Origin of the sequence: Andreprevotia chitinilytica DSM 18519 (assembly GCF_000711875.1) — a bacterium.
In the GTDB taxonomy this organism is placed as follows: domain Bacteria; phylum Pseudomonadota; class Gammaproteobacteria; order Burkholderiales; family Chitinibacteraceae; genus Andreprevotia; species Andreprevotia chitinilytica.
Map to the genome: position 1 here is coordinate 37,839 of NZ_JONM01000002.1, position 16,642 is coordinate 54,480.

Annotated in this window: 16 protein-coding genes; 4 read left to right on the forward strand and 12 right to left on the reverse strand. The window is 61.5% G+C overall.

Features of this window, described 5'->3' with window-relative positions; genetic code table 11:
- Positions 1-5 precede the first annotated feature (5 nt).
- The 11 genes from BR41_RS02885 to aroQ form a co-directional block, all read right to left on the reverse strand.
- Complete coding sequence (locus BR41_RS02885; RefSeq protein WP_035052707.1) at positions 6-1,388, reverse strand: PepSY-associated TM helix domain-containing protein; 1,383 nt, start codon at positions 1,386-1,388, stop codon at positions 6-8.
- A gap of 81 nt (positions 1,389-1,469) precedes the next feature.
- On the reverse strand, positions 1,470-1,838 hold the full coding sequence (locus BR41_RS02890) for a hypothetical protein (RefSeq protein WP_156970530.1): 369 nt from the start codon (positions 1,836-1,838) through the stop codon (positions 1,470-1,472).
- A 59-nt stretch (positions 1,839-1,897) separates the two neighbouring features.
- On the reverse strand, positions 1,898-2,680 hold the full coding sequence (locus BR41_RS02895) for a DUF3025 domain-containing protein (protein WP_051709943.1): 783 nt from the start codon (positions 2,678-2,680) through the stop codon (positions 1,898-1,900).
- The gene (locus BR41_RS02900) at positions 2,680-3,183 is read right to left on the reverse strand and encodes a hypothetical protein (RefSeq protein ID WP_035052712.1); all 504 of its coding nucleotides are present in this window, start codon (positions 3,181-3,183) and stop codon (positions 2,680-2,682) included. The genes BR41_RS02895 and BR41_RS02900 overlap by 1 nt, the downstream gene beginning before the upstream one ends.
- A gap of 143 nt (positions 3,184-3,326) precedes the next feature.
- Positions 3,327-3,827 (reverse strand): thiol peroxidase, encoded by a 501-nt coding sequence (tpx, locus tag BR41_RS02905; RefSeq protein WP_035052714.1) that lies wholly within the window; start codon positions 3,825-3,827, stop codon positions 3,327-3,329.
- 128 nt (positions 3,828-3,955) lie between these two features.
- Positions 3,956-4,486: a thiol peroxidase gene (gene tpx, locus BR41_RS02910; protein ID WP_035052716.1), complete on the reverse strand. Its 531-nt coding sequence runs from the start codon at positions 4,484-4,486 to the stop codon at positions 3,956-3,958.
- A gap of 527 nt (positions 4,487-5,013) precedes the next feature.
- Positions 5,014-6,249, reverse strand: coding sequence for a DUF3426 domain-containing protein (locus BR41_RS23450; RefSeq protein ID WP_084186808.1), 1,236 nt, complete (start codon positions 6,247-6,249; stop codon positions 5,014-5,016).
- A 65-nt stretch (positions 6,250-6,314) separates the two neighbouring features.
- Entirely contained in the window at positions 6,315-7,205 is an 891-nt protein-coding gene (gene prmA / locus BR41_RS02925) for a 50S ribosomal protein L11 methyltransferase (RefSeq protein ID WP_035052722.1), read from the reverse strand.
- 132 nt (positions 7,206-7,337) lie between these two features.
- Positions 7,338-8,705, reverse strand: a complete 1,368-nt coding sequence (gene accC / locus BR41_RS02930) for an acetyl-CoA carboxylase biotin carboxylase subunit (protein WP_035052725.1) — start codon at positions 8,703-8,705, stop codon at positions 7,338-7,340.
- An 85-nt stretch (positions 8,706-8,790) separates the two neighbouring features.
- Positions 8,791-9,249, reverse strand: coding sequence for an acetyl-CoA carboxylase biotin carboxyl carrier protein (gene accB / locus BR41_RS02935; RefSeq protein ID WP_035052727.1), 459 nt, complete (start codon positions 9,247-9,249; stop codon positions 8,791-8,793).
- Between the two features lie 56 nt (positions 9,250-9,305).
- The gene (gene aroQ, locus BR41_RS02940) at positions 9,306-9,755 is read right to left on the reverse strand and encodes a type II 3-dehydroquinate dehydratase (protein WP_035052729.1); all 450 of its coding nucleotides are present in this window, start codon (positions 9,753-9,755) and stop codon (positions 9,306-9,308) included.
- 245 nt (positions 9,756-10,000) lie between these two features.
- On the opposite strand from aroQ, the gene queA reads away from it, so the two are divergent.
- Positions 10,001-11,026 carry a tRNA preQ1(34) S-adenosylmethionine ribosyltransferase-isomerase QueA gene (gene queA, locus BR41_RS02945; RefSeq protein ID WP_035052731.1) on the forward strand — a complete coding sequence of 342 codons (1,026 nt, stop codon included), beginning with the start codon at positions 10,001-10,003 and terminating at the stop codon, positions 11,024-11,026.
- 154 nt (positions 11,027-11,180) lie between these two features.
- Here queA and BR41_RS02950 read toward each other — a convergent pair whose 3' ends face one another.
- Positions 11,181-12,095: a LysR family transcriptional regulator gene (locus BR41_RS02950; protein ID WP_035052733.1), complete on the reverse strand. Its 915-nt coding sequence runs from the start codon at positions 12,093-12,095 to the stop codon at positions 11,181-11,183.
- Positions 12,096-12,229: 134 nt separating this feature from the next.
- On the opposite strand from BR41_RS02950, the gene BR41_RS02955 reads away from it, so the two are divergent.
- From BR41_RS02955 to BR41_RS02965, 3 genes are all read left to right on the forward strand, one after another.
- Positions 12,230-13,249 carry a zinc-dependent alcohol dehydrogenase family protein gene (locus BR41_RS02955; protein ID WP_035052734.1) on the forward strand — a complete coding sequence of 340 codons (1,020 nt, stop codon included), beginning with the start codon at positions 12,230-12,232 and terminating at the stop codon, positions 13,247-13,249.
- Between the two features lie 262 nt (positions 13,250-13,511).
- Positions 13,512-14,624, forward strand: coding sequence for a tRNA guanosine(34) transglycosylase Tgt (gene tgt, locus BR41_RS02960; protein ID WP_035052735.1), 1,113 nt, complete (start codon positions 13,512-13,514; stop codon positions 14,622-14,624).
- A 535-nt stretch (positions 14,625-15,159) separates the two neighbouring features.
- Positions 15,160-16,641: an alkaline phosphatase family protein gene (locus tag BR41_RS02965; RefSeq protein WP_051709946.1), complete on the forward strand. Its 1,482-nt coding sequence runs from the start codon at positions 15,160-15,162 to the stop codon at positions 16,639-16,641.
- Position 16,642: the final 1 nt, after the last annotated feature.

Below are 16,642 nucleotides of genomic sequence, written 5' to 3' on the forward strand. Positions count from 1 at the left end.
CTGATCTAACTGATGGCCCGTTTGAGCGGCACCAGCCGGCGTAGCACCAGCAGATCGGCCAGCAGAATGACCATGATGGAAATCCCGACCGTCGGGAACAACACCGCCAGCGCCACAAAAATCGCCGTGCCGGTTTTCCAGCGCGGCAATTGCCTGGGTGTGGTCGGCGCGCCGAGGCGGCCGGTTGGGCGGCGTTGCCACCACATCACGCTACCGGTCACGCACATCAGGATCACGAACAGGCAGGCGCACAGCATCAGTAGCTGGTTGGCAAGGCCGAAGAATTTGCCTTCGTGCAGCGCCACGCCCATTTCGACGGCGCGGGGAACGAGGCCGTAATCGCGCCAGCCGGTCTGCGCCAGCACCTTGCCGCTGTATTGATCGACGTGGATGGTTTGCTCCTGGCGCGGGTCGTCCGGAAAGACCGAGAGGGTGTACACGCCATCTGCGCTGCCGGGCAGGCTGATGCTATAGCCGCCCGGTAAACCGGCGCGTTCGCCGAGCGCTTGCAGTTGCGCCAAGGTGACGTTGCTGGTGATTGGCGTAGCACTCGACGCTCCGTCATGGTGATGCTCGCCGCTGTGCTCGGCATGCGATTGCGGCAACGGCGTGTTCTCCACCGCCCACGGCACGGACTTGTCGGCATCGGTGTTGAGACTGGCGGCAAGCTGGTTCGACTTCGGTACGTCATCCCACATTTGCGCCGGAAAACGGCTCCAGACCTTGGCATATTGCGCGCCCCAGATGCCGCTCCACGGCAACCCGCTGAGCAGCATGAAGGCAAGGAGCAGCGCACCCCAGAAGCCGGCGACTGCATGCAGGTCACGCCAGAAGATCCGTTTGGATGCGCGCAGGCGTGGCAGCAACGTCCCCCAGATGCCGCCACCACGTGGCCACCACAGATAGAGGCCGGAGACGAGCAGCACCAACGCCCAGCTCGCGGCCATTTCAACGACGAAATCGCCGGCCTTGCCGAGCAGCAGTTTGCCGTGCAGTTTTCTGGCGATGGCTTGCAGATTGTTGCTGTCGTCCATCTCGCCCAGCACTGTGTTGCGATAGGGGTCGACATAGATGGTTTGCGTGCCGCCATCAGCGCGAGCCAGCGTGAAGGCACTACTGCGGTCGGCGGCAGGGGGCGGTACGAACTTCTTCACCGGCAAGCCGGGGTAGGCGGTTTTGACAGTGGCGAGTTGGGCGTCGGCGCTGACGGTCTTGCCTTGCGCGGCGACGATCAACTGTTGCCGGTACATCAGCACGTCGAGCTGCGATTTGAACAGGTAGACGATGCCGGTGAGCGCCAGCATCAACAGAACGGGAACGACGAACAGCCCGGCGTAGAAGTGCCAGCGCCAGGCGAGCGTATAGAAACGCGGTTGCGTTTGAGCCATGAGAGTTTCCAGTTTGAACAGGCCGTATCCAGTGCGGATCGGCCGGGCCTCGTGATGGACGAGGGGAGCGGAATCAGCTGTTCAAACCAGAGCTGGCGGGGCACGAGGTGGCGCGAGCCGATCACGTGGCAGGCTCTGCGGCGGGGCGATGGGGATGAGGAGCGCAAGGGCATAGGCCGCTTGGTACTGGCGCGGCGTGATCCACGGCCAGACCGGGGGCGCGTCGCCGAACGCCACGGCAACGGTGCAGTCCGGGCATTGTTCATGGGCGCTAGGCAGGGCAGGGAGTTGCCGGGTCAGGCTGGCGTTGGCGGTCGCGCTGCAAAACGACATTGCGAGCGCATTGCCCGTCGGCATGCCTTGCTGATGCCACAACCGCGCCCAGCCCTGCACGGTCAGTGCGAGCATCAGAACGAGGTAAAGGACGGCAAGGGGGCGAAGCCGAAGCATGCGGGCAGCCAGGAAAATGACGGCTGATTATAACTGCCGGCTGAGCGTGACGTGCCGGTTCAGGCTGGCTTTCTTTGGGGGCGGAAGTAACGCGTATTGGCGTAAAACGCCGCATCCTGCTGTGGCCACCAACCGGGAATGCCGAGGTAGGGCAGCGGTGGCAATTGGCGTGGCGTGGTGAGTTCGCCACCATCGATGAGCGTGGCGATACGGGCATCCAGATGGGCAATGCGCTCGGCCTGCGGCAAGTCGAAATAGTCGGGCGAAACCGGGATTTGCCAGCTCTTGCCGGTGAGGCCGGCAAAAGGATCAAGCAATGCTTCGTAGTTGGCGTGGCCGAACGAGACTGCTTCGATGCGCGTGCCCCAGTCTTGCCGATGCTGGATAAAGAGTTCGTCCCAGGCGTGATCGCGTTGCCGGGTGAATAACGCCGGCTCGCTACTGGCGACGATCAAGCCGCATTCGTCGAACAGGGTTGCCGCATCGCGCACCGGGCCGCGGGCGTTGTCGGTGGCAGTAGCCATGACACGCCGATGCAGGCTGTTGAGCGCGGATTTACTGCGTGGGAAGGTGAGCCAAACCAAGGCGTTGAAGAGGTCGTGCCAGTTGGCACGGGTTGCGACCCGACCCAGCTCGGCGATTTCGGTTTCGTAATAGTGGGTGAGCGAATCGGGATCGACGAAGCGGATGGGTAATCCGGCGGTATTTCGTGGTGCAGGCAAGCGCGCCAGATCATCCAGGGCGGGGAAGTGCGGGAACTGTTCCAGCAGCGGCAGCAAGGGGGCGTAGGCCGGATGCTGCCGGAAGTAGTCGAGCGGCCATTCCGGCCAGGTCTCCGGCATCAAAGCTTGCCGAGGTCGAGCCGCCCCTTGCCGAGCACCTTGCTGGCCGTATCCAGTGCTTTCACGATGACCACATAGCGGCTGCCCTTGTTGCAGGGGGGCAGGTAGCCGGCGGCGCCCTCGCCGCGGTGTGATGAAGCGAGCTGGAAGCCGGCGGGCAGCGGCTGCTGGCCGGGCACGCTGGGCAGCTGGGCATTGGTGACGCCGCGCATTACGTTGAACAGCAGCACGCCTTGGCCGCCTTCATCCAGCGGGCCGCCGCGTTCGGAAAACTCCAGCAGCAAGGCCGCCGTTCCGGTCGGCAGGTCATAGACGTTCAGCGCCGGGGTCGCGCCTTGGCCGCCCAGCTTGCTGCATTGCTGGCCCGGCGGAATGACCAGTCCGTTCCAGGCGGGATTGGCAAAGCGCACGGTGATGCGGACATCTTCGGCATTGGCGGTGCCGGTAACGAGCAGCGCGGACAGCAGCGTGGAAAGTAGAGCGGACTGCAGAATGGGTTTCATGGCGCCAGAAAGCGGAAAACGGGCAAGGCCGCAATGGTTCGATTGTAGCGGCTTTGCCCGTCGGTAGAGCGTGGCCGGTGTAACACCGGCGTTACGGCTTGTTCCCGTTCAATGCGGACTGTGCGAAGCCAGCACGAAGGGAATCAGGCCAGTGCCGTGAGGGCGGCATCGTAGTTGGGTTCGTTCTTGATTTCGGCAACCAGTTCAGCGTGGATCACCTTGTCGTTTTCGTCGAGTACGACGACGGCGCGCGCTGCGACGCCAGCAAGCGGACCACCGGTGATGTCGACACCGTAGTCAGCCAGGAAGTCACGACCGCGCATGGTCGACAGGGTGACGACGTTGGAGAGGCCTTCCGCACCGCAGAAACGCTTTTGCGCGAACGGCAGATCAGCGGAGATACACAGCACGACAGTGTTGGCGAGCTTGGAGGCATCGGCATTGAAGTGGCGCACCGACATGGCGCAGGTGGGGGTATCGATGCTCGGGAAAATGTTCAGCACCTTGCGCTTGCCGGCGAAGCTGGCGAGGGTCACGTCGGCCAGATCGCCGCCGACGAGGGAGAACGGTTTGCCCTGGCTGCCCACGGCCGGGAATGCGCCATTGATTTGAACCGGATTGCCGCCGAGAGTGACTTGCGCCATGACTTGCTCCTTGATCGAGATGAAAGGGAATTGCACGGATACATGCAAAGAGAAACCGCGCAGATTGTCGGCGCTGATGGCTGGCGCCGCAAGGGGAACGCGGTGGGGAGGTTGATTCGCTCGGGGACTTACTCGACCTCGGTCTTCGGCATTGGTGGTGGCAACAGCAGTTTGGCGGCTTCGTCGAAATCGGGTTCGCTGTTGATGTCGTTGACGAGTTCGGCGTGCAGCACGGTGTCGTCCACATCCAGCACGATCAGCGCGGTGGCCATCAGTCCGGATAGCGGCACATCGGTGATCATCACGCCGTAATCCTTGTGGAAGTCACGGCCACGTAAAGTGCACAGCAGTTGAACCCGACGCAGGTTTTCCAGCGAGAGCGTGCGGGCCAGTGCATACGGGGTATCGACCGAGATGACCAGCACGACGGTGTTGTCGAACAACTCCGCCATGCCTTCCAGCCGCCGGGCAATGGTGAGGCCGATGGCGGCGTCGATGCTGGGGATGACAGCGAGCACTTTGCGCCGGCCGACAAAGCGTGACAGTGGCACGTCTTGTAGCTGTGCATCGACCAGCAGGAAGCTGTGTGCGGGTTCGCCGACGCGCGGGAAATGCCCGCCGACATTGACCGGCGTGCCATTGAGCGTGACGGTAGCCATGGAACCAACCTCATGTTCTGTACGGGATGTTTCAGTATGGATGGCGATGTTCCGAAAACAAGCGGACATGCCATTGTCGTGCGACCACTTACGCGGCAGATGGGTGCAGTAGCTCAGAGGCTGATTACGATCTTTTGAGAGGTCGGTTCAGTGAGCAGATGCGGCGCAATGCCCTGCGGGGATTGCGCCCTACAAAACAACAGACTTCGCAAACATGGTGCCGCTTTCGTTTCTACTATGGTTGCACTGCGCGCTTTTCTCCCCCTTTCGCTCAGCGCCGAGGGAGTGTCGCGAGACCTTAGGAGTTACTCACATCAGAGCGGACCGACCGAGGGTAGCCCGTGGCGTGCGAAGCTTTGCTTCGTTCAGCCAGAGGCGCCCAGCGGGGGTCGCCTTTGGAGTGGAGAGGGCCCAAGGGAAATGTACAGCCCGAGACAAAGTCCTTTCCCCGGCCGCGCGGCGGAACGCGCTGTAATGCTTTTAAAACCGCGCCGCAGGCGCATAACTGAAAGATCGTAAACAGGCTCTTACGGATAGAACCAATACAGCGAGTACCCGGTGGATTTGAGCTCGCCCACGTCGAGCTGCAAGTAGGCGTGCACCTCATCCCCGGCCGGGAATTGCGTGCGGTGGGCCTCAGTGGGAACGAGATAGTCGCGGGCCGAGAAGACCTTTTTGGCGACGACCTGATCGTGGTCATCGGTCAGGGTCAGCTCCAGCATCGGCAACGCCTGCTCATATTCCGCCAGATTACGCACACTGGCGGTCACCTGGATCAGATCACCGTGGCCGGGCACGAAGGTCAGCTCGGAGTAGTCCGGGCGCAGCAAGTCGGCATTGCGCGGCAAGGGCAGATCGCAGCCAAGGCGTGCGCAAATGCGCTGGTAATGGGGACGCAGCCAAGGCAGCTCGGTCGAGAGCATGGTGCGGTAGGTGTAACCCACCTGAACAAGCAGCGCGAACAGGGCCAGCGCGATCAGTGGCAGCCACGCCCAGCGCCAAGGCGAGCGAGGCTTGGGCAACTCCAGCAAGGCATCGTCTTCCGCCGTGCGGATCGGTTGGTAGATCGGCTCATGGCGGGCGTGTTGGGCGTCGTTGTTACCCCAATTTTCCGTATTGGCATTGAGCTCGATGATTTCGTCGGCATTGTCTTCGGCGATTGCGGCGACAGGCTCCGATTCAGTAGCGACCGGGCTGGCTGTTGGTTCAGCGGCCGGTTCTTCCATTGCTACTGAGGCAAGTGCTACTGGCGCTTCCAGTTCGATTGGATGGGCGACTTCGACTTCGTCTGGCATAACCGCTTCGGCCGCTATTTCTGGCTCGTGTGCGGGGAGTGCCGGGGCTGGCGTGGCGGGATGTTCTGCTTCAGGTTCAGCGGGTGGCGGCACAGCAACAATTGGCGTTGCCACAGGCGTTGGGGCCGGGGCAGGTGTTTCGGGTGGGGGCGCTGGCCGTTCCGGCTTGGGCGCGGGCGCTGCAAATACGGAGGGGGTCGGTGCGGCCGGAACGGGCGCCGCCACTGGCGTAACAACGGGGGCTGGTGGCGCTTGCGGTGCCAATGCATGCTGGGGAGCTTGCGACTGAGCCGGCTGTGGCGTTGGTTCGTCGACCGGTGCAACCGGTCGCTCACGCTCAATGCAATCGAGCGCATTGAAGACGAAAGCGCATTTGCCACAGCGCACCTTGCCCCGATGCGCAGCGAGTTGCGCATCGTTGACCTTGAAGGCGGTCTGGCAGTTGGGGCAGCGGGTGACGAGGGCCATGGCGCCGATTCTAGACGATTTCTAACGGATTTCGCCGCGCTGCTTACAGGCAGTGCGCAAATTGCTTAGATCCGCTTGGTGCCAGACAGGCAAACCCAGCCATCTTCTTCCGCTTTCGGGACGAAATCGAACCATTGGCCGTAGATCGCGATGATGTCATCGGCCTGCTCGGACAAGATGCCGGACAGTGCAATCCGTCCGCCCAGTTTGACGCGGCTGGCGAGCATCGGCGCGAGGGCCTTGAGCGGGTTGGTGAGGATGTTGGCGACAACGACATCATATTCGCCAGTCGGTGCGGCATCTGGCAGGAAGAAGGCGATGTCCACGCCGTTCTGCTCGGCATTCTGGCGGCTGGCGACCATCGCTTGCGGATCGATATCGACACCATGCGTTTCGCCCGCGCCGACCTTCTTCGCCGCAATGGCGAGGATGCCGGAACCACAGCCATAGTCGAGCACCGTTTCGCCACTGCGGATATTGGCATCGAGCCATTGCAGGCACAGCTTGGTGGTCGGGTGGCTGCCGGTGCCAAAGGCCAGGCCCGGATCGAGGGCGATATTGATGGCGGCCGGGTCGGGCGATTCGTGCCAGGTTGGCGTGATCCACAAGCGGGCGGAAATCGGGATTGGATCGAATTGCGATTGGGTCAGGCGGACCCAGTCCTGCTCTTCGACGGTGACGGTTTCAAAGGCGGGGTGATCGATACCGGCGGCATTGGCGGCGGCTGCGACGGTGAGCGCAGCGTCCATATCGTCACCCAGATGCGCCACCACGATGCTGTGATCCCACATCTGATCCACCGGCTCGCCCGGTTCGCCGAAGATCGGTTTTTCGGCGGAGGTGCCAGCTGCCGCATCTTCGATGCTGACCGAGAGTGCGCCCAGATCGAACAGCGCGTCGGAGAGGGCTTCGGCGTGTTTGGAGTCGGTGGTGATGCGCAGTTCAGTCCAGGACATGGGAATTCTCGAAAACGGTGAATGGGGCGGATTGTCGCATGGTGGCAGTCCACGCGGAAAAGGGTGGGCGCTGAAATGAAACAAGGGGCGTTGCCGCCCCTTGTTTCATTGCTGTATCTCAAGCTGGTCCGATCAAGTCAGACCTTCGAGTACGGCACGAATCTCCGGCATCTTGTGTTCCAGATAATGGATGCTGGTGCCGCCCTTGACGAACTCGGCATCGAGCAACAACTGCTGGTGCAGCGGGATGTTGGTGTGAATGCCTTGCACCACCATCTCCGACAGCGCAATCCGCATCCGGGCCAGCGCCTGATCACGGGTATCGCCGTAGGTGATGATCTTGCCGATCATGCTGTCGTAGTTGGGCGGGACGAAATAGCCTTGGTAGACGTGCGAATCAACGCGTACACCCGGGCCGCCCGGTGCGTGATACGTGGTGATCCGGCCGGGGCTCGGCACGAACTTGAGCGGGTCTTCGGCGTTGATCCGGCACTCGATCGCGTGGCCTTTGAGCTTCACGTCTTTTTGCGTGTAGCGCAGTGGCAGGCCAGCAGCGACGCGGATCTGCTCTTGCACGATGTCGATGCCGGTGATCAGTTCGGTGACCGGGTGTTCAACCTGCACGCGGGTGTTCATTTCGATGAAATAGAACTCGCCGTTCTCGAACAGGAACTCGAACGTACCCGCGCCACGGTAGCCGATGTCGCGGCAGGCCTTGGCGCAGCTTTCGCCGATCTTCTTGCGCTGGGCATCGGTAATACCCGGTGCCGGCGCTTCTTCGATCACTTTCTGGTGGCGGCGCTGCATCGAGCAATCGCGCTCGCCTAGATAGATGGCGTTGCCGTGTTCATCAGCCAGAATCTGGATTTCGATGTGACGCGGGTTCTGGAGGAATTTCTCCATGTACACGGTCGGGTTGCCGAACGCGGCGCCGGCTTCGGACTGGGTCATTTCGACCGAGCGCAGCAGCTCTTCCTCGTTATGCACCACGCGCATGCCGCGGCCACCGCCGCCGCCGGCAGCCTTGATGATGACCGGGTAGCCAACGCGCTTACCAGTCGCGAGGATTTCCTTCGGGTCTTCCGGCAAGGCACCATCCGAACCCGGCACGCACGGCACGCCAGCCTTCCTCATGGCGTCCTTGGCCGAGACTTTGTCACCCATCAGGCGGATCGATTCCGGGCGCGGGCCGATGAAGGCGAAGCCGGACTCTTCGACGCGTTGGGCGAAGTCAGCGTTTTCAGACAGGAAACCATAGCCGGGGTGGATGGCATTGGCGTTGGTGACTTCGGCCGCCGAGATCAGCGCGGCCATGTTCAGGTAGCTCTGCGGCGACGGGTTCGGGCCGATGCAGACCGATTCGTCGGCGAGCTTTACATACTTGGCTTCGCGGTCGATCTCGGAGTGGACGACCACGGTCTTGATGCCCATTTCGCGGCAGGCACGCAGCACCCTAAGGGCGATTTCGCCGCGATTGGCGATAAGGATTTTTTCAAACATGGCTTTGCCCGTGAGGAGTGAGGGGTTAGGTGTGAGGTGAAAATGCGGCGTGGGGTTGAACCCCTCACGCCTCACTCCTGACTCCTCACCCAATCACAAACAACGGTTCGCCGTATTCGACCGGCTGGCCGTTCTCGACCAGGATTGCCTTGATGGTGCCAGCGTGGTCGCATTCGATTTCGTTCAGGAGCTTCATCGCTTCGATGATGCACAGCGTATCGCCGACATTGACCGATTGACCCATCTCAAGGAAGTTCTTCGCGCCCGGGCTCGGTGCGCGGTAGAAGGTGCCGACCATCGGCGATTTGACGACAAAGCCTTCCGGCAGTGCGTTGGCAGCGGGGGCTTCGGCAGCGGCGGCAGCTACAGGGGCGGCAGCGGCAGGCGCGGCATATTGCATCGGCGCTTGCTGGAAATAGGTGGGTGCAGCTTGCTGATTGACACGGGTGATGCGGACTTTCTCTTCGCCCTCGGTCACTTCCAGTTCGGCGATACCGGACTCTTCGACCAGATCGATCAGTTTCTTGAGTTTACGCAGATCCATACGGCAATCCTCTTGGGTATTTGCTTGAAGCGAATTTTTGGGGGAACGACGTCGACCTAGGACGTCTTGAAGGCGATGGCGTGGGAGAGGGCGTATTCATAGCCCTTGGCACCCAGACCGCAGATCACGCCGATGGCGAGATCGGAAAAGAACGAGTGATGCCGGAACGTTTCCCGTGCATGCACATTGGAGAGATGGACTTCAATGAACGGCTTCTTGACGGCTGCCAAGGCATCACGCAACGCCACGCTGGTATGGGTGAACGCGGCCGGGTTGATGATGATGAAGTCGGTTTGATCGGTGAACGTGGCGTGAATGCGTTCGATCAACTCATACTCGCGGTTGGACTGGAATGTCTCGACCACGGCCCCGGCGGAATTGCCTTGGGCGACGAGCCTGTTGTTGATTGCATCGAGCGTATCTGCGCCATAATGCTGCGGTTCGCGCAGCCCCAGCAGGTTCAGGTTCGGGCCGTGCAATACCAGGATCTTGCGGGTGCCGGACATTGCTCACCTCTCGTTGTCGTCTCCTGTAATCGGCCGGAGTTTGCCGCCGCATTGTCGGGGTTGTCCAGCAATTTCGACGAAATTCCCGGCAAAATTCAGCTAAAACAGCTGTTTTAAAAATGAGCTTCGCCAAGCATTCCGGGCGTTCGCGCTATACCCAAAGGGTATACTTCGAGCTGTTTTAAACGCCGATGATTTACCACTTTTTGCGTTGATTTTTTACGCCGCTTCCTTACACGAATCCCATGCAAGTTTCCGATTTCGACTATTTTCTGCCCGATCATCTGATTGCCCAGTTTCCACCCGACGTGCGCGGCGCGAGCCGTTTGCTGCACGTTGATGGCGCCAAGCTGGAAGACGGCTTTTTCCGCGATTTGCCGCGTTTTCTGCGGGCCGGCGATTTGCTGGTGTTCAACGACACCAAGGTGATCAAGGCGCGGTTGTTTGGCGAAAAAGCCAGCGGTGGCAAGATCGAGGCGCTGGTCGAACGTGTACTCGATCAACACCGCGCGCTCGCGCACATACGGGCGAGCAAGGCGCCCAAGCCGGGCATGAAGCTGATTTTCAACGGCGGTTTCGAGGCGGAGATGGTCGAGCGGCAGGGCGACCTGTTTTTGCTGCAGTTCGCTGCAGAACAAAGCGTGCTGGATATTCTGGATGCCGCCGGCCAGTTGCCGCTGCCGCCCTACATCACTCACACGCCCGATGAGGAAGACGCCAAGCGCTACCAAACCGTCTACGCCCGTGACCCCGGCGCGGTGGCGGCACCAACCGCCGGCCTGCATTTCACCGACGAGTTGCTGGCGCAATTGCGCAATATGGGCGTGAACACGGCGTTTCTCACGCTGCATGTCGGCGCGGGGACGTTCCAGCCGGTGCGCGTGGACAGCATCGCTGAGCACGTGATGCACCACGAGCGTTATTCGATTCCGGCCGCGACCGTTGCAGCAGTGCAAGCCGCCAAGGCCAGCGGCGGACGGGTGATTGCGGTTGGCACCACCTCGTTGCGTGCGCTGGAGGCGGCCTCGCAACAGGGCGTGCTGGCGGAGCCGGAAGGCGATACCGATATCTTCATCACGCCGGGCTATCAATTCCGTGTGGTCGATCGGCTGATCACCAACTTCCACCTGCCCAAGTCGACATTGCTGATGCTGGTGTCGGCCTTCGCCGGATTCGAGACGATGCGCGCAGCTTATGCGCATGCGGTGGCGAATGAATACCGCTTCTTCAGCTACGGTGATGCGATGTTGCTGGAACCGGCGGCTTCGTAGCCCGGACGGCTTTGCCGGCCGGGGTTGCAATGTGACTTGGTTTCGGCCGGGTGATCCTTGAAGCGATGCTACCCCCGCCGGTTGCAACTCGCAGGGCGGCATCCGCCGACTATGTCGTCCGGGCTACTAGATACCACTAGCAACCCAATTCAACTCAACCCGCACCCCGGCTCAACATCGCCGGAACCTGCTCCACCAACGCATCAATCGCCACCCGCACCCGTGACGGCAAGTGGCGGTTTTGCGGCCAGACGACGTGCAAGGCGATGCCGTAACCGGGTACGTCTTCCAGCAGCGGCACGAGCAAACCATTGCGTATCCGCTCGGCAACCAGCCAACCCGGCATCCAGACCAGGCCGATCCCGGCAGTGGCCGCATCGCAGATCGCCTCTATATCGTTGAGACCAAGCCGGCTGCGGATCTTCACTTCTTCGATGCCGCCATCGGCGGTGCGAAATCGCCACGGCACCGGCAGCCCGGCCCGGACATAGGTGATGCCGGTGTGCTGATCGAGGTCGGCCAGCGTGTGGGGCCGGCCATGTTGCGCCAGATACGCCGGCGAGGCGCAGACGACCATGTGTTGTGTGCCAAGCCGCCGCGCCGTCAAGCCGCTGTTATCGGCCAAATCGCCGCCGCGGATGGCGAGATCGATCCCTTCCTCGATCAGATTGGCGCGCTGATCGCTGTACAGCACTTCCAGCGCCAGTTGCGGATAGCGCTGCGCCAGCTCCAGCAGGATAGGCGTGATGCAGCGCCGCCCGAACAGCACCGGCATGGTGATGCGCAACCGGCCGGTCGGCTCGCGCCGGCCGTCATCCAGCGCGGCCTCTGCCGCTTCCAGTTCGCCCAATGCACGCAAACAGCGTTCGTAATACGCCTGCCCGTCATCGGTCAGCCGCTGGCTGCGGGTGGTGCGGTGAAACAGCCGCACCCCCAGGCGTGCCTCCAGCCGGGCGATGGTCTTGCCCACCGCCGAGCGCGACAGGTTCAGTCGTTGCGCTGCCAGCGCAAAGCTGCCGGCCTCCACCGCTTCGACGAAGGCGGAAATGCCGCTAAGACGGTCTGTCATGTTGCGTCTCTTGGTATTGGTGAAATAAATTCTACTTATATAAGAAAAATTGCCGTAACTGGAGAGTAAATTTCGTCTTTATGCTGTTGTTACTAGCCCGGCAACGGGCGGATCAACCAGAGAGGACAACAATCATGAGCAAGACGATGCAACGGTGGGTGATGAAGGACTATGGCGCGCAGTACCTTGCGCTGGATGACGCGCCGATTCCGCAGCCCGGCCCGGGCGAAGTGCTGGTGAAAGTGTCGGCGGTGTCGATTAACTTTCGCGACAAGCTGATCGTTGCCAGTGGCATGGGCATGCCGTTGAAATGGCCCCATACGCCCGGATCCGATATGGCGGGCGAGGTGGTCGGGACTGGTCCTGGCGTGAGTCGCGTCAATGTGGGCGAGCGGGTAATCAGCACCTTCTGGAGCCAATGGTTTGATGGCGCGGCTCCGTTCGGCGTGGAGGCCTTGGGCAGTACGTTGCAGGGCGTGCTGGCCGAGTACGTCGTACTGCCACAGGAGGATGTAGTGCGTGCGCCGCAGACGCTGAACGACACCGAGGCGAGCACCTTGACTTGTGCGGGCTTGACGGCATGGTTCGCGCTGGTCGAGACCGGCAGGCTGCATGCCGGCCAGACGATCGTGGTCCAGGGGACGGGCGGCTTCGCATTGTTTGCCGTGCAACTGGCGGTGGCGCACGGCGCACGGGTGATCGTGACGTCCAGCAGCGATGAAAAACTGGCTCGCGCCAAGGCGCTGGGCGCGGTGCATGGCATCAACCGGCGAACCCACCCGGATTGGGCCGAACAAGTCTTGCGGCTTACCGACGGTCGCGGCGCGGATCATGTGCTGGAAATGGCGGGCGGCGACAACCTCGCGCAATCGGTGCGGGCGACCGCGCCGGGTGGCCGAATCTCCGCAGTCGGGGTGTTGGATGAAAGCAAGATCGAGAACCCGGTCTATCGGCCGATCCTGGCCAAGCGGCTGACTTTGCAGGGTATCAGCGTCGGCCATCGGCGCGCGCTCGAGGACCTGGTGCAGGCGGTTGATCGCATCGGCATCAAGCCGGTGATCGATGCCGAATATGCGTTCGCCGATCTGCCCAAGGCTTTGGCGCATCTGGATCGCGGCGGCTTCGGCAAGATCGTGGTGCGGGTCGCATCGTAGTCGTGTAGGGCGGGTTAGCAGCTTGCTGCGTAACCCGCCGAACCTCTACGGCGAATCACACGCATGCGGCGGGTTACGCCTGTAGCTGAGCGAAGCAAGCTTCGCACGCGAAGGCTAACCCGCCCTACGGTGCTGCGGTACGGTTGTTCAATATATCGGGGCCACCGCCCGGCGTGCCTCCGCCCGATTCCACGTCCTTTCTGCTACCCTTGCGGCCGCGCCGGACTGTCCTCCGGTTTGCAGAACAGGACGATCAACTCTCATGCAATTCCAACTCAAAACCACCAGCGGCGATGCGCGTCGCGGTACGTTGACGCTCAATCATGGCGTGGTGGAAACACCAGTCTTCATGCCGGTCGGCACCTACGGCACCGTCAAGGCGATGACGCCGCGCGATCTGACCGAGATTAACGCGCAGATCTGCCTCGGCAACACCTTCCACCTGTGGCTGCGTCCCGGTCTCGACGTGATCGAGAAATTCGGCGGCTTGCATGCCTTCATGGGCTGGGACAAACCCATCCTCACCGACTCCGGCGGCTTCCAGGTGTTCAGCTTGGGCGCGATGCGCAAGATCACCGAGCACGGTGTGAAATTCCAGAGCCCGATCAACGGCGACAAGTTGTTGCTGACGCCGGAAGAATCGATGCGGATCCAGACGGTGCTCAATTCCGACATCGTGATGATCTTCGACGAATGCACGCCGTATCCGGCCGACCGCAAGCAGGCGGCCGATTCGATGCGCATGTCCTACCGCTGGGCCAAGCGCTCCAAGGATGAATTCACCGCCCGCGAGAACCCGAATGCCTTGTTCGGCATCGTGCAGGGCGGCATGTATGAAGACCTGCGCGACGAATCGCTCGCCGGGCTGGATGACATTGGTTTCCACGGCATGGCCATCGGTGGCCTGAGCGTGGGCGAGCCGAAAGAAGACATGGCGCGCATCCTGGCGCATACCGCGCCGAGATTGCCGGTGAACAAGCCGCGTTACCTGATGGGTGTCGGCACGCCGGAAGACTTGGTGTTCGGCGTGAGCCAGGGCATCGACATGTTCGATTGCGTGATGCCGACCCGCAACGCGCGTAACGGCATGCTGTTCACACGCTACGGTGACATCAAGATCAAGAACGCCAAGCACCGGCTCGATACGCGTCCGCTGGATGAGTCGTGCGACTGCTATACCTGCCGCAACTTCAGCCGCGCCTATCTGCATCACCTGTTCCGCGCTGGCGAGATTCTTGGCTCGCAGCTCAATACCATCCACAACCTGCACTACTACCAGGTGATCATGCGCGAGATGCGCGAGGCGATTGAAGCTGACCGCTTTACGGCGCATGTGGCGCAGTTCCATCAGGAGCGGGCACGCGGGGTGGATTGATACGTTTTATGTAGGAGCGAGCTTGCTCGCGATTGCATCGCGTCGTTCAGCCGTTAGTATCGAGAGCAAGCTCGCTCCACTGGTGTTTATGCGCCTTTGGCGCGGATAAAAGCATTACAAGCGGGAGTTCGTCCCGCGGGCCGACTCACTTTCTTTGTCTCGCCAAAGAAAGTAAGCCAAGAAAGGCGACCCTCATCACCGCCCTTCGCAAGCTCAGGGTTCCCGAGCAACAAAGGTTGTCGCGGGCGGGAATCGAAAACTCGGGCCAAGGCCCTCAGACACTCGATCCCCGAAACCCCCGCGCCAACCTTTGTTGCTCGGCGCTGATGCAAGGGAGGGGTAGTCCATCCTCGCCCCGGCCCTCTCCTTGAAGGAGAGGGTGACTTAGCTTGATCCCGCGCGGTTCTTTGCTGCTATGCATCCCTGGGTTGGCCTACGGGCGACCGCCTTGTCACACTACTTATATATGCCTGTCACTTAACGTATGCATGCTCGCCGGTTTCCAGCCATTTAAAAATATCGGGAGATCGGCAACATGCATTACAAGACCACCTTGATCGCAGGCTTGCTGGCCGTTGCGCTGGCCGGCTGTGCCACAGAACACAAGACTGCTTCGACGACCACCGCGCCAGTCACGGCAACCAGCGCAGTGCGTGCCGAGCGCGTATTGCTGATCAGCGTCGATGGCATGCACCAGCAAGACCTGGCCCGCTTCGTCGCCGATCATCCGACTTCGACCATGGCCGCACTGAGCCGCTCTGGCATCACCTATAACGGCGCGAATACGCCGACTCCGTCCGACTCCTTTCCCGGCCTGCTCGCACTGATCGCGGGTGGCACGCCGGCCAGCACCGGCGTCTATTACGACGACAGCTACGACCGCAACCTGTCTCCGGCCGGTTCCGACTGCAGCCAGCGTGGCGCGGAAGTGGTGTTCGATGGCTCGATCAATCGCGATGAAAAGGCGCTTGATGGCGGTGGCGGTCTGGATGAAGCCAAGCTGCCGCGCAATCCCGCCAAGGGCTGCAAGCCGGTCTACCCGCACGATTTCCTGCGCGTGAATACCGTGTTCGAAGTGGTGAAGGATGCCGGTGGCCTGACTGCCTGGTCGGACAAGCATCTGGCGTATGACTTCGTCAAAGGCCCGAGCGGCAATGGCGTGGATGATCCGTACAACCTCGAAATCTCGGCCATGGGCGAAACCCTGTCGATCTTCCCCGGCTACGACGATCTGAAGGCGCAAGCCGTCATCAACCAGATCAACGGTTTCGATAGCAGCGGCACCCGTCCGTTCGGCACGCCGGTGCTGTTTGGCCTCAATTACCAGAACCTGAGCGTGGCCCAGAAGAGCGGCGATGGCTACAAGGACGCCAACGGCACGCCGGGCATGGCGATTGCCGAATCGCTCTCTGCCATCGACCAATCGCTTGGCCGCATCGTTTCGGCGCTGAAGGCGCGCAATCTCTACAGCAGCACCTTGATCGTGCTGACTGCTAAACATGGCCAAGCACCGATCGACAAGACCAAGCTGAGCAAGATCGCCGGCAAACAACTGTTGGCCCGGATCGAAAGCGTGGTGCCGGGTGGTATCGCCAAGGAAACGCTGGATGACGTCGGCCTGATCTGGCTGAAAGACCAATCCAAGGCTGCTGCCGTTGCCGAGGCCATTCAAGCCAAGGCCGATGAACTCGGTGTGCAGAAGGTGTATTCGGGCATGGATCTGCCGGCCGGTTTTGCCAGCGCCGCGCATGATTCGCGTGCGCCGGACCTGGTCATCCAGGTGAAGCCGGGTGTGATCTACACCAGCGGCAAGAAGATCGCCGAGCACGGCGGCTTCGGTGAGGAAGATCGTCATGTCGCGCTGCTGCTGTCCAAGCCGGGCCTGCAACAAGCCGCGATCGATGCGCCGGTAAGCACCACCCAGGTTGCACCGACGCTGCTCAAGGTCTTGGGCTTAAAGCCGGAAGCGCTGCAAGCAGTGCAGAAGGAACACACCATGCTGTTGCCGGGTGTTTGAT